This is a genomic window from Cellulomonas triticagri (genome assembly GCF_003696205.1).
GTDB classification, from domain to species: Bacteria; Actinomycetota; Actinomycetes; order Actinomycetales; family Cellulomonadaceae; genus Cellulomonas; species Cellulomonas triticagri.
Genome location: NZ_RFFI01000035.1, coordinates 21,638 through 34,778, shown reverse-complemented (window position 1 = coordinate 34,778; position 13,141 = coordinate 21,638). Strand labels below are relative to the sequence as shown.

Below are 13,141 nucleotides of genomic sequence, written 5' to 3'. Positions count from 1 at the left end.
CGCCCGTGACCCGGGGCACCCGCGGGGCGGTCGTCCGGACCCTCGCCCTCGGCCGCGCGCCGGGGCGCGGGACCGCCCGGACGCTCGCCGGGGCGTGGCTGCTGCCCGCAGCGGTCGTGCTGTCCGCCCAGCCGGACCGGTACCACCGCGACGGCGGGGCCGTCACCGTGACGCTCCAACGCGTCCGCCCTCTGACCCCGCGCATGGTGCTCGTCCCGTTCGCCTGCGCCCTGGTCCTCGCCGTCGGCCTCGGCGTGCTCACCGACCTCGTGCCCGGCGCCTCCCAGGTCCTGCTCACGGTCGCCGTCGCGGCGTACGCGTACGCCGCGACGGTCGGTGTGCTCTGGCTGCTGCGCGGGCGGCAGGAGCGCACCGCCACCGAGCGTGGCGGGCCGATCCGCGCCGCCGGGATGTCCCTGCCGGGGCGCCGACCCGTCTGGTACCTGCGCCGGGTCGTCGTCCGCGACGGCGAGGCGCGCGACGCGTTCCCCGAGGTCGTCGCGTTGCTGGACGCCGTGGTGCCGGCCGGGGAGGACACCCAGGCCCTGGCGCGCAGCGCCGCCGACCAGGACGCGTGGACCGCGCTCGGCCTCGTGGCGCCCCGGGGAGCCGATCTCGGGCTGCTGGTCCGGGTGGGGCGGTCCGCGGACGGCGGCGCGGGACCGGCCGGCACTCGTCGGGACGAGCGCGAGCACCGCGCGGGCTAGACCGATCAACCACTCGCGCTCCGTGCGCTCCCGCACGAGACGTCGTCCCGATGCAGCGGGCTGCCCGTGCCCCGGATCCGTCCAGGGCACCGGCGCCTCACCCCGGTGCGGTGACGAACACGTCCAGCAGCTCCGGGTGGTGGGCGTGCACCAGCACCCCGAACACCACGAGGTCGAACAGGAGGTGCACCGCGACGACGTACGGCAGCGACGTGCTGCGCGCGAAGATCCAGCCCTGCACCAGCGCGAACGGCACCGTCAGCAGCGGCCCCCACTCCCGGTACCCGAGCTCCCAGAGGAACGACACGAACACCGTCGCCTGCAGCACGTTCGCGGTCCACAGCCCCAGGTGCCGGCGCAGCAGCGCGAACACGGTGCAGATGAAGAACAGCTCGTCCCAGATGCCCACGGCGTTCACGCCGACGAACAGCCGCGCGATCTCCCCGCCCGAGTCCAGGTCCGGCCAGTTCCGGTACGCCCCCGACCCGATGAAGTAGAACGGCAGGATCAGGTACCCCGCGACCGCCACCACCACGAGGTACACCCACTGGGCGCGCGACCACCGGCGTCCGGTCGCCACCGGGAACGTGATCGTCCGCTGCCCGAACACGTACCGGGACAGGGCCCACGGCACCAGCACGGCCAGCGACAGCGCGATCGTGAACCGCAGCATCCCCGCGTCCGACAGGTCCGCCTGCAACGAGATCGCGGACACGATGCCCATGCCGACCGCGATCAGCCCCAGGTCGCGGGCGAGCGCCCGGTCCACGGCCAGGGCGAGCAGCACGCCCAGCACCAGCGGCACGTAGCCCAGCGGGCGCACGTGCACCGCGAACAGCAGCACCGCCGACCCGCACACCAGGGCCGCCGCGAGCAGCCGCGCGGGCGAGCCCACGTCCCAGGCGGGACGGGCGTCGTCGGTGGTGGTCACGGCCGCGGCGGTCGGGGTCACCCTGCGCACGATGCCACGGGACGGCGCGCCGCGCGCCCGCTACTCCCCGCCCGGAGGCTCCCAGCCCGACGCCGCCGTGACGGCCGCCGCGACCTCCTCGACCGTCCGCCCGTCGGTCCCGACGCGCACGACCCACGGCCCGGCCGCCCGGTCGAGCACCTCGGCCGCGGCCGCGGACCGGTCGAGGTGCGCGGCGAGCTCCGTCCCGACCTCCCGCGCCCCGAGCCGGGTGCGGATGGTGCGGGCCGACGCGGTGAGCAGCACCCCGCCGACGCGGGCGCGCCCGCCGAGGGCGCGGGTGATCATCTCGCGCTCCAGGACGCTGACGGTGTTCACGTAGACCACCCGCCGGTACCCGGCGGCGGCGTAGTTCGCCCACAGGGCCCGGAGGTTCGCCTCCGTGAGGGCGGTGCCGTGCGGGTCGCGCGGCGGCTTCGGGTGGGCGGCGGCGAGGTTGTCGCCGTCCACCAGCACGTGCGCGAGCCCGGACCGGGCCCAGCGGGCGGAGACCTCGTGGGCGACGGCGGTCTTGCCGGAGCCCGAGCGCCCCGCGATCAGCAGGACCTCGGGCTCCGTCCCCCCGCCGATCACGTCAGGCCTCCGCCGCCACGCCCGCGACGGGCTTGGTGCGCGAGCGGCCGGTGGTGTCCTTGAGCACGACGTACTTGAGGTCGACGTGCGGCTCCAGGGCGCTGAACTTGTCGTTGGGCGCCCCGATGACGAGCTGGAACCCGAGCCCGCGCCACGCCCCGACGGCGCGGCCGGTGAACCGGGCGTCGGCCTTGATCAGCGCCTCGTCCAGGAACACCGGCGCGTAGCGAGGACGAGCGGCCCCGGCGTCGCCGAGCTGGTACCGCAGCGCGGCGCCGACGATGAACGCCACGAGCTCCTGCGACTCGCCACCGGACTTCTCCCCGATGTGGTCGTAGAGGGCGACGTGCGTGCCCTCCAGGTCGACCTTCTCGGCGCTCAGCCGCACGTGGCGACGCACGTCCACCAGGTCGGCGAAGTCCGGGGCGTTGCGGCGGATCCGGTCGATGACCTTGGCCATCCGGTGGTACCGCTTCTCGCGCTCGGCGTCGGTGGCGTCGGTGGCCAGCAGCTCCTGCAGGTCCTTGAGCTCCTTGCGGAACCGCAGCACGACGGTCGACTGGGTGTCCCGGGCGTCGATGCGCAGCCGGTGGTCGTCGTCGGCGAACGGCAGGTCCGCGAGGATGTCGTTGACCGGCCGGATGCGCTCCTTGATCTCCCGCACGGAGCGCCCGAGGGCGTGGTGCAGGTCGGTCAGGTCGTTGCCGGACAGCCGCAGCAGGCTCTTGCGCCACTCGGCCTCGAGCTCGTGCAGCCCGTTGGTCTCCAGCGCGGTGAGCACCCGCGCGAAGTCGCCGTAGGACGCGTCGGGGTCGGTGCCGAGGTTCGGGTCGGGCCAACGCTCGACGAACGTCTCGAAGGTCCGGCGCAGCGCGTCGCGGGCGGCGGCGATGGTGCGCTGCGCCTCCTCGCGGTCGGCACGCAGGATGTCGTTGGCGCGGGCCACGGTCGCGTCGAACGCGGCGAGCGCGGCCTCGGGGTCGGCGGCGCGCGCGGCGGCGTCGGGCCGGCCCTCGGGTCCGCTGCCGAGCAGGCCGTCGAGGTAGTCGCGCTGGTCGTCGGCGACGGTGACCTCGGCGTCGGCGGCGGCGTCGATGGCGGCCTGGGCGACGTCGACCTCGTCGGTGACGGCGGACCAGCGGTCACCGATCTCCTCGACGGAGCCCTTGGTGCGCCCGACCTCCTCGGTGAGCGACCGGATCGTCGCCTCGAGCTCGGTGACCCGCGCCTGGAGCTTCGTGACCTCGGGGCTGCCGGACGTGACGTCCTCGATCACCGTGGACCACCGGGTGCGCTCGGCCTCCACCGAGGCCACGTCGACCTGGTCCCAGCTGATCGCGTCGAGCGCCTGGTACGCCCGCAGCTCGACGTCGTGCTTGTCGAGGCGGTCGTCGGCGGCGAGCACCTGGGACTCCGCGGCGGACAGCCGCTCGGACGCCCGGGCGATCTGCTCGTCCAGGTGCGCGAGGCGGCGGGTGTTGGTGAACCCGAGCACGTTGGCGCGCCCCTGCCCGCCGTGCGCGCCGCGGCGCCCCTCGGACACCTGCCCGGTGCGGGTCAGGGCCTTGGCGTGCTGGGACAGCTCGCCGGGTGTGTCGACGCACACGTACGCGAACCGGCTGGCGAGCTCGCTGCGCAGCCACCCCGTGAAGGGCCCGCTGCGGAAGTCGAGCCGGCCCGGCAGGGTGCGCGGGTCGAGGGCGACGTCCGTCGCCATGTCGGTGGGGACGCCCTCGAACCGAATGCGCCGGGACGTGGGGACCGCGTCGATGGCCTTCCGGAACGCGCTGATGTGCGCGGCGTCGATGAGCAGCAGCGTCGCGAAGCCGCCGAGCGCCAGGTTGAACGCGTCGCGCCACGGCTCGTGCTCGGTGCGCACCTCGACCAGCTCGGCGACGAACGGCAGGTCCTCCGGGCTCAGGCCCGCGGCCTCGGCGAGGGCGGCGCGCGCCCGGTGCAGGTCGCCCGGGATGTTGTCCTGGCGGCTGAGCACGGCCTCGCGGTCGGCGCGCAGCACGGCGAGGTCGACCCCGGCGGCCTTCCGCTCGGCCATCGCGGCGCCGAACTCCGAGCGCGCCGCGGCCTTCGCGTCGCCGTCGGACTGCGCGGCACGCCCGCGCTCGGCGAGGGCGTCGAACTCCGCCTCGGTGGTGACGGTGGTCCCGAACGCCGTCTGGAGCACCGCGTCGAGACGACCCCGCCCGCGCAGCACCCGCTCGAGCTTGTCCTCGGTGGCCGCGAGCTCCCGCTGCGCGGTCGCGAGGCGGTCGCCACCCGACGACCAGAGCGTCTCCCGGACGCCGTCGAGCTCGGAGCGCGCGGCGGCGATCCGGCTCGTGGTCTCGACGGAGCGGCGCTCGGCCTGCCGGTGCCCGCGCTGCAGCTCCTCCTCGACGGACCGCAGCAGGTCGAGGCGGCGCTCGTGCCGCCACAGCGCCGCGACCGACCCGGTGTCGTCCACGGTGCCGATCTGGTCGATGACGCCCAGGCGCGCGGCGGCGCCGTCGGCGGCCTCGCGGTGCGCGCGGATCGGCTCCAGCGCCTTGACCTGCTGGCGCGCGGTGATCATCTGCTCGCGGGTGCCGGACAGCTTGTCGAACTGCTCCACGACCGCGTCCGCCGTGGCGAACGTGCTCGGCTCCTCCAGCACCATCGCCTTGTACAGCGCGTCCACGGTGGTGATCTGCTGCCCGGCCTGGATGCGGCCCAGCAGCGCGACGGCCTTGGTGCCGTCGCCCGTGGCGCCGATGCCGAGCGTCGAGTGCAGCCGCGCGGTGAACTCGCGGTCCGTGTCGAACGCCGTCAGGCCCGCCGCGTGCACGGCGGGGCGCGCGAACCGGTCGGCCGCGGCGGCCTCCAGCTCGCGCAGGTCGATGCCGCCCTCGGTGGTCGCGCGCAGCGCCTGCACGTCCTCCAGGGTGCGGGCGGCCGACGCCACGTACCAGGCGCGCACGGCGGTGAACTCGCGTCCCGCCTGGTCCGCCCACGTCATCGCGATGGCCGACCAGGTGTCGCGGTTGTCGCCGCGCAGCACCCGCTGCCGGGTGCCGTCCTCGGTGCGGGACTCGTCCACCTTGCCGCGGGCGTAGGACAGGATGTTGCGCTGGTCCTTGCCGCGCGGACGCCCCACGACGCCGCCGTTGGACGCACCGTTGAACGGCGTGGTGTGCGGCATCAGCAGGGCGATGTACGCGTCCATCAGCGTGGACTTGCCGGAGCCCGAACCACCGGACAGCAGCGTCGCCGTCGGGGCCAGCCGGACGCGGTGGTAGCCGTCGTACCCGCCCCAGTTGATGAGCTGCAGGTCGCGCGCGACCCACTGCTGACCCGTGGACGCGGCGGGGATCAGCCCGAACAGCGTGTCGACCATCGTCATCGGGCGACCTCCTCGGCCGTGTCGGGGTTCTCAGGCGCCTGCGTGTCCTCGGCGAGGACGGACTCCTCCAACGTCGGGCCGGGGTCCGCGGCCTCCTCGGGCTCGTCACCGCCCTCCGGCGCGCCACCGGCGTCGGGCTCGTCGTCCTCCGGCGCCGCCACCGGCAGGTCGTCGTCCACGACGACCGTCCCGCCCGTGCGGACCTGCTCGCGGAGCCAGCCGCTGAGCTCGGCGAGGCGCTCGTTGCTCAGCACGATCTCCACCAGCGGCGTGACCCGGAAGCGCCCCTCGGACTCCTCCTCGACCACGCCCTCCTTCGCCAGGCGCGCGACGGCGGAGCGGATCTCGCGCTGCCGCGCGGCGATGTTGGTGTCGTCGGGGTCGAAGTACGTGAGCGCGGTCTGCTCGATCTCCTCGACGTCGACGCGCACCGAGGACTCGCCCTCACCGCGGCTGCGCTGGAACACCGAGCGCAGGTGCACCAGCACCAGCGTCTCGGCGCGGGTGTATGCCTCGTCGCGGAGCAGCACCGGCACGTCGGCCTCGCCCGAGCGGACCTGCCGCTTGTAGGCGACGCCGCGCTCGTGGTCGACGACGAGGTGCACGTAGAGGTCGTGCAGCCGCGACTCGATCACCTGCTGGTTGTCGAGCAGCACCTTCCACTGGGCCGCGTTGCGCTCGGCGAGCAGGAACCGGCGCTGCAGCAGGCGGACCAGGACGCGGCGCACCTCGGCGTCGAGCGTGCCGGAGTCCCCCGCGAACAGCTCGGCGGGGTCCTCCTCCATCGGCACCGGGGCGATGAACGGGTCGTCCACGACGCCCGTGCCCTCGGGCTGCGGGGTGGTGGTCTCAGTCATCGTCCTCGTCCTTCGCTCGCGTCGTCACGGCCCCGAAGGCGAACCGGCGGCGGCTGCCGTCCGGTCGCACCGCCTCGGCCCAGGCGACCTCGTCCGTCTCCGTCATGCCGCGCAGGTGCGCGATCTCCAGCAGGCCCAGCAGGTCGACGGGGCGGCGCAGCGGCTCGGGCGCCGCGTTGAACGCCGCCGCCAGGTCGACCTGGTCGGGCGTGGTGCCCGGCGTCGCCGCGGCGTACGCGGCCAGGTGCTCGCCGAGCTGCGTGTAGTGCGGCCCGCCCCAGGCCAGCGCCTCGTCGGCGGTGCCGTCGTCCTCGTCCGCCCACTCGGCCAGCGGGTTCGGCGGCTGCGCGGGGCGCAGGTCCCCGAGCGTCTGCCGCAGGTTCTCGACCTCCGCGACCGGCAGGCGGCGCAGGGGGTCGACCGCCTGCCCGCGCCGGGCGTCCGGCACCCAGGCCTGCAGGCCGGTCATCACCTCGCGCAGCAGCTCGTCCACCTGCCGGTCCCGCAGCGGGTCGTGGTTGCGGACCTGCGCGGTGATCACGTACGACGCCTCGCGCTGCGCCGCGAACACCTGCTCCAGGCCCTGCTCGATGCGGCGCACGATCTCCCCGAGCTCGGTGCGCTGCGCGGCGGGCAGCCGGCGGCTGAACGGGTGCCGCAGCACCACGCCGATCCGGTTCGACAGGTCGTCCAGCCGCTGCGGGTCGCCGATCAGGCGCAGCGCCCCGGCGAACGCCCGGCCCTCCGTGGTCGACTCCATGACCTGCTCGCCGCGCTCCAGGTACTCGCGCAGCACCGCACCGGTGGGGCGCTCGTCCTGCCGCAGCGCCGTCACGACGTCGCGCTGCATCGCCTTGATCGACTCCGCGACCCGCGCGAAGTCCGCCGGGAGCTCGCGCACCAGGTGCAGGACGTTCTCGGCCTCCTCCAGCAGCGTCTCCTCGTCGACCTGGTCGACGCTGCCGGTCTTCTGCACGTGCTCGAGCTCGGCCCGCAGCCGCGCGATCTCCGCGTCCAGCCGCGCCATGCGCATCAGCACGTCGGGGTCGGCGTCCTCGGCGAGCCGGTCGACGGCGTCCAGCAGCGTCCGCACCCGGGACTGCGACACGCGGGCCCGCGTGCCGCCCGCGCGCCCGGCGACCTCCAGGGCCGCGACCGCGTGCGCGGAGAGCTGGTAGACCTCGACGTCGTCCTCCAGCACCTGCCGCACCAGCCAGCCCGCGTCGGCCCACTGCCGGCACAGGTCGCGGGCGGTGCCCACCGGCAGCTGGTCCGCGTAGCCCGCGCCGCGCAGCTGGTCGAGGGCGTCGCCGACCTCGGTGTGCGCGTCCGCGACGGGCACCTGCGGGCGCTCGGCGGTGAACACGACCGACAGCAACGACACCACCAGGGGGGCGTGGCGCTTGTGCAGCAGGTCCAGCATCGGGTTCTGGAAGGCCCGGACGGCGCCCAGGTACGCCCCTTCGGCACGAGTGATCATCGCCGGACAGCGTAGGTGAGCGTGGAGGTCCCCCGTGACACGTCCGCGGCGCGGACGCCCTGGCGGACGGTCCCGGAAGCGAGAACAACGGGCGGCTTGTTCTCACTGAGGCCGATAAGCGAGAACAACGACACCGGCGTTCTCGCTGCGCGGTGCGGCAGTGGGACCAAACGACCACCGCCGACGCCCCTCCTGCGGCCAGACTGGGCCGATGAGCAGCCAGCCCGACCTGGACCGCCGCATCCGCGCCTACTACGGCGGCCAGTTCGACGAGGCCACGCGGCTCACCGGCCGGTCGGCGGCGGGGGTGGTCGAGCGCGAGCGGGTGCGCGAGGCCCTGGCGGCGCTGCTCTCCCCCGGGTCGCGGGTGCTCGACGTCGGCGGCGGCACCGGTGTGCACGCCGCGTGGCTCGCGGGGCTCGGGCACGACGTCACGCTGGTCGACCCGGTCCCGGAGCACGTCGCCGCCGCCGGGCGGCACGGCGGGTTCGCGGCCGAGGTCGGGGACGCCCGCGCCCTGTCCGCCCCGGACGCCTCCGTGGACGCCGTGCTGCTGCTCGGGCCGCTGTACCACCTGCGCTCCCGGGCGGACCGGCTGACGGCGCTGCGCGAGGCGCACCGGGTGCTGCGGCCGGGCGGTCACGTGCTCGCGGGGGCGATCACCCGGACCGTCGCGGCCGTGGACCTGGTGCTGGCCGCCCGGTTCGCGGACCTGCCGCCCGCGGACCTGGTGCGGCTGCTGGAGACGGGCGAGGTCGCCGACGACCTGGTCCCGGGGTTCCCTGTCGCGCACCTGCACACGGCCGAGGAGCTGCACGGGGAGGTCGCGGACGCGGGCTTCGACGGGGTGCGGGTCGAGGGGCTGGAGGGTCCGGGCTCGCTCGCCCTGGAGCTCGTCCCCGCGACGGACGACGTGGTCGAGGCGGCGCTGCTGCTCGCCCGGCGGGCCCAGGGGCACCCGGCGTCGGCGGACCTGGCGGGGCACCTGCTGGCGGTGGGGACGCGCCCCGCCGCGTGAGCCCGGCGCCGCGCGTCAGCCCTCTCGGCGACGCCCCTCGGTCCCGGCCAGCGCGCGGTCGACGGCCGCGAGCACCGTGGCGGCCGCCCCCGCCGCGAGCACGACCCAGCCGATGACGTGCAGCCCCGCGTCCGTCGGCGCCTCGTCGAACACCAGCCCGATGACCGCGGACGACGCGATGGCGGCGAGGTACACCGCGGTGCGGGACAGCCCGGAGGCGGTGCCGATCTGCGCAGCGGGCGCCTGCCGGTACAGCGCGGCCTGGTTCGCGACGGAGGCGAGCCCCTGCGGGACGCCGAAGACAGCAGCGACGACCAGCAGCAGCCACAGGGGCGCGTCGGCGGCGATCCCGGTGAGCAGCAGCCCGCCGACGACGGCCAGTCCCCCGGCCGCCACCAGCGGCGCCCGCAGCCGCACGGCGCGCGCCACGGCGACGGAGGCGAGCCCGGCGAGCACGGCGGTGGGCAGCTGGAGCAGCCCGGCGGCGTCGGCGTCGAACCCCGCGGGCCCCTGCAGCCACTGGCTGTACCCGTAGACCACCGAGTACGCCGCGACGTAGACGAGGAACATCCGCGCGTAGGTGCGGGTGAGCGCCCCGTTGGTCGCGAGCATCCGGACGTCCACGAACGGCGCGGTGCGCCGCAGCTCCCAGGCGACGAACCCGGCGAGCAGCAGGACCGCGACGCCGAGCAGCGGCCACAGCGGGTGCGCGAGCTCCAGCAGGAACACCAGCAGCGCGGTGAGCCCGGCCCCGAACAGGGCGATCCCGACGACGTCGATCCCCGGTCGCTCGGTGGCGACGCCCTCGGCCCGCGGCCGGTCCCGGTCGCGCGGGATCCACGCGAGCGTCATCGCCAGCGCCGCGAGGGCGAGCGGCACGTTGACCAGGAAGATCGCCTGCCACTCGAACAGCGCGATCAGCAGCCCGCCGAGCACGGGTCCGACGGCGGCGGTGGTCAGCCCGGCGATGGACAGCCCGGACAGCAGCGCGGGCGGCGTCGGGCGCCCGACGAGGCGGGACCGGTCGGAGATGAGCGTCATCGCGGACGGGTAGGCGCTGGACGTGCCGAGGCCGATCAGCACGCGCGCGGCGAGCACTCCGGCGAACCCCGGCCACACCAGCGGCAGCACCCCCGCGACGAGCACGGTCACCAGCCCGGCGAGGTACACGCGGCGTGGACCCAGCACGTCGGCGAGGCGCCCCATCACCGGCTGCGCGACGGCGCTCGCGAGGTACAGCCCGGCGACCAGCCAGACCGCGCGGGACGTCGGGATGCCGAGGTCGTGGGAGATCGGCACCAGCGCGACCGAGATCATGGTGGTGTTGATCGGGTTGAGCACCGGGCCGACGAGGACCGGGACCACGAACCGCGGACCGAACGGACGGTCGGGGGCGGGGGCGGTCGGCACGAGCCCCCACGCTACGCCGGGCTCCTCAGACGCCGACGGCGGTGAGCAGCCGGAGCAGCTCCTCCAGCTCCGCGCCGTGCTCGGGCGCGAGCGGCATCCCGACCGCCCCGGCCCCGAACCCGAGCCGCCGCGCGACCGGCGCGGCCCGCACGGCGGTGCGGGCGACGACGCCGCCGGTCGACACGAGGACGTCGGCGTACGTGCGCCGGTCGGGGTAGAGCTGCGCGCCGGTGACGTACCGGGCGTCGAACGCCGGGTCGAGCGCCGGGGCGTCCGTCGCGGCGAACAAGTAGGAGATCTCGGCGAGCCGCCCGAGCGCGCCGGGGCTGTGCTGCCGGTGCTCCTCGGCGTACGCGTCGAGGAACCCGAAGTAGGTGCCGCCGGACCGCAGGCTGTACCCGGTCCACTGGGTGCACCCCCCGGCGTCGAGCCGGAGCACGAGGGCGTCGCCGTCCGCGCGGAACGCCCCGACCACCTCCCGGAACCAGCGCTGCGCGACGGGGTCGAGGGCGAGCGCCGCGCCGCCCTGCCCCGCGTCGCCCTTCCAGCCGGAGGCCTGCAGCGCGACGAAGGCGTCGTCGGCGGCGGGGTCGGCGCTGACGTCGTGCAGCGCCAGCGGTCCCCCGGCGGCGCGGGCGAGGGCGCGGGCGCGGCGCCGGACGTCCTTGCGACGGCCGGAGCCCATGTGCTCGTGGTGCAACGGCGGGTCGACCACGACGGGTCCGGGCGGCGCCGTCGGGAGGCCCGGCGCCCCCGCGCCGACCAGGGCGGGCACGGGGACGGGTGCGGGGACGCTGCCGCGGGTCGCGCACGCCGCCTCGACTCGGCGGCGCTCGTGGGCCCGCATCGACGTCGCCCCGACGATGGTGGCGAGGGCGTCGGCGAGCGGCCCGTCGGCCGGGAAGTGCTGGAGCTGGACGAGGCCGGGCAGGCCGGAGGACCGGATGCCGCGCAGCAGGGCGTGCAGCGCCTCGGTCTCGCGGCCGATCCGCACGAGCGGGTGGTGCCGGTCGGAGTGCGTGGTCATGAAGGTGCCGCCGGTGGTCGCGGCGCGCACGGGCACGCCGAGGCCGATCTGCTTCGTCGTGACGGCGAGCAGCGCGAGCCACTCCCCGCGCTCCTCGACCACGACCAGGCGCAGGTCGTCGGTCTCGTGGCCGCGGTCCCGGGCGGGGAGCAGGAACCGGGGGTCGAGGTAGACGTTCGGTTCGACGGCGGTGTCCGCGAGGCGGCGCCAGGCGCGCGCGTCGGACGGGGTGACGGCGTGCAGGGGCAGAAGGCGGGTGCGCACGTCGGGCCTCCGGGGGGCGTCGTTGCCGGGCGGGGCATCGGTCGGCGCGAGCATATTGTCGCTTTTATGCCGCTATGGGCTGTTTCCCGGGTGAAACCGCGGCCCCGGACCCCGCGGGGGGCGGCGCCCGCCCGAGCGGCGACACGAGTCACGCCCGACGTGACCGCGTCGACCCAGATCAGCGGCCGCGAGCGCCCCGCGCACCCGGTGGAGCCGCGCCCACGGCGTCACCCGGACGTGCGTCCCCCGGTCGGACCGCACCCGTCAGGACGGCGGTTGCGGCCGGCCCTGCACCGGGACGAGTCAGGGCACGGGACCCGGGACCCGGCAGGTCGCGACGACGTCACCGGCGACCCGGAGGTCCGACTCGACCCACCCGTCCGCCCCGACGTCCCCGACCAGGCCGGGTTCGAGCGCGCTCACGGCGCTGCCTGCCCCGCCCGCCTCGGCGACGGCCCCGCCCGAGACCAGCGACGCGTCCCCGCGTCCCGTGCCCGAGCGGGAGACCCACACGTCCGTCGTCACCGCGCCGACGCCGATCCGATCCGGCCAGGTCCACGTGACCTCGATGCCCGTCCCCGCGTCGGGAGTCGGTCGCCGCACCCAGCCGCGCCGCTCGGACGTCGTGTACGTCACCGGCTGCACGGTCGCCGACACGCCCGCGGCGCCCGGCGCACCCTGGACCTCGCACGGGCGCGGGTCGCCCGTCAGCACCTGCCCACCCCCGGCGGTGCCCAGGCTGAACGCGACGCCGAACGCGCACACCACCGACGCCGCGACCGTGACGACGACCGGGCCCACCGGGTCCGGCCGGGCGAACCGCACGAGCGCCGGGTGCCGCAGCGGGCCGCGGGTCTGCACGACGACCGTCCCGAGCAGGGAGTCGGCGAACGTCTGGCGGCGCGCGTGCCACAGCGGGCGGAGGTAGCCGATCAGCAGCAGGGCGTCCAGCAGGTGCAGCACCGGCCGCGCGACGCTGCGTCCGAGCCCGGCCGGGACGCCGGTGTCCGCACGGACCACGGCGACACCCGCGACCCGCTTGCCCGGCGTGGCGCCCGTGTACGCCAGCAGCAGCACGAGCACGGCGAGCACCCCGAGGGGCCAGACGACCGACCCGGTCCCGCCGGTGACCGCGTCCGCGGGCGCGAGCGAGAAGCCCGGGTGCAGCGACAGGGCCTCGACCCCGGGACCCGCGGCGAGCCAGGTGACCGCGCCGAGCAGGGCGTCGTCCAGCAGCGCGCCCGCGACACGGCGCCACCAGCCCGCGAGCGGTGGAGGCCCCACCGGCGCCGGGAGCACGGGACGGGCGTGCGCGATCACCCCGGGTCCGGTCACCGCCCGATCGTGGCACGACACCGCCCGCTGTGTCCGAGAAACGACGACCGGACACCTCGCAACCGCGCACCGCCGTGCGCTTGCACTCCCGCGCCCGAGGTGCATATCGTCTCTCGATAACATC

At 75.8% G+C, this 13,141-nt stretch carries 9 protein-coding genes and 1 pseudogene; 2 read left to right on the top strand and 8 right to left on the bottom strand.

Translation table 11 applies throughout. The annotated features are described in order from the left end of the window. Positions 1-707 (top strand): hypothetical protein (locus EBM89_RS21160; protein ID WP_158609571.1); only part of this gene is annotated, 707 nt, incomplete at its 5' end. A 97-nt stretch (positions 708-804) separates the two neighbouring features. Here the strand turns inward: EBM89_RS21160 and EBM89_RS08260 are convergent. From EBM89_RS08260 to EBM89_RS08240, 5 genes and pseudogenes are all read right to left on the bottom strand, one after another. Beyond that, a complete protein-coding gene (locus tag EBM89_RS08260; RefSeq protein ID WP_122148969.1) occupies positions 805-1,638 on the bottom strand; it encodes a CPBP family intramembrane glutamic endopeptidase in 834 nt (277 codons plus the stop codon). 60 nt (positions 1,639-1,698) lie between these two features. Next, the gene (locus tag EBM89_RS08255; protein WP_233571625.1) at positions 1,699-2,250 is read right to left on the bottom strand and encodes a zeta toxin family protein; all 552 of its coding nucleotides are present in this window, start codon (positions 2,248-2,250) and stop codon (positions 1,699-1,701) included. Between the two features lies 1 nt (position 2,251). Next, entirely contained in the window at positions 2,252-5,626 is a 3,375-nt protein-coding gene (locus tag EBM89_RS08250) for an ATP-binding protein (RefSeq protein ID WP_122148965.1), read from the bottom strand. Between the two features lie 203 nt (positions 5,627-5,829). Next, positions 5,830-6,483 (bottom strand): annotated as a pseudogene (locus EBM89_RS08245) (DUF4194 domain-containing protein); the annotation flags it as partial. After that, on the bottom strand, positions 6,476-7,963 hold the full coding sequence (locus EBM89_RS08240; protein ID WP_122148964.1) for a DUF3375 domain-containing protein: 1,488 nt from the start codon (positions 7,961-7,963) through the stop codon (positions 6,476-6,478). The gene EBM89_RS08240 and the pseudogene EBM89_RS08245, both read right to left, overlap by 8 nt. 211 nt (positions 7,964-8,174) lie before the next feature. Between EBM89_RS08240 and EBM89_RS08235 the strand changes: the two genes are divergently transcribed. Then, on the top strand, positions 8,175-8,981 hold the full coding sequence (locus tag EBM89_RS08235; RefSeq protein WP_122148963.1) for a class I SAM-dependent methyltransferase: 807 nt from the start codon (positions 8,175-8,177) through the stop codon (positions 8,979-8,981). 15 nt (positions 8,982-8,996) lie between these two features. Here EBM89_RS08235 and EBM89_RS08230 read toward each other — a convergent pair whose 3' ends face one another. The 3 genes from EBM89_RS08230 to EBM89_RS08220 form a co-directional block, all read right to left on the bottom strand. Continuing rightward, positions 8,997-10,391: an MFS transporter gene (locus tag EBM89_RS08230; protein WP_122148962.1), complete on the bottom strand. Its 1,395-nt coding sequence runs from the start codon at positions 10,389-10,391 to the stop codon at positions 8,997-8,999. A gap of 25 nt (positions 10,392-10,416) precedes the next feature. Continuing rightward, complete coding sequence (locus EBM89_RS08225; RefSeq protein WP_122148961.1) at positions 10,417-11,682, bottom strand: GNAT family N-acetyltransferase; 1,266 nt, start codon at positions 11,680-11,682, stop codon at positions 10,417-10,419. Between the two features lie 303 nt (positions 11,683-11,985). Beyond that, positions 11,986-13,017 (bottom strand): RDD family protein, encoded by a 1,032-nt coding sequence (locus EBM89_RS08220; protein ID WP_158609569.1) that lies wholly within the window; start codon positions 13,015-13,017, stop codon positions 11,986-11,988. Between the last annotated feature and the right edge of the window lie 124 nt (positions 13,018-13,141).

Excerpts from the sequence above, each read along its gene's own strand:
- EBM89_RS08235 (WP_122148963.1), top strand. The coding sequence starts at position 8,175 with ATGAGCAGCCAGCCCGACCTGGACCGCCGCATCCGCGCCTACTACGGC.
- EBM89_RS08250 (WP_122148965.1), bottom strand. The coding sequence starts at position 5,626 with ATGACGATGGTCGACACGCTGTTCGGGCTGATCCCCGCCGCGTCCACG.
- EBM89_RS08240 (WP_122148964.1), bottom strand. The coding sequence starts at position 7,963 with ATGATCACTCGTGCCGAAGGGGCGTACCTGGGCGCCGTCCGGGCCTTC.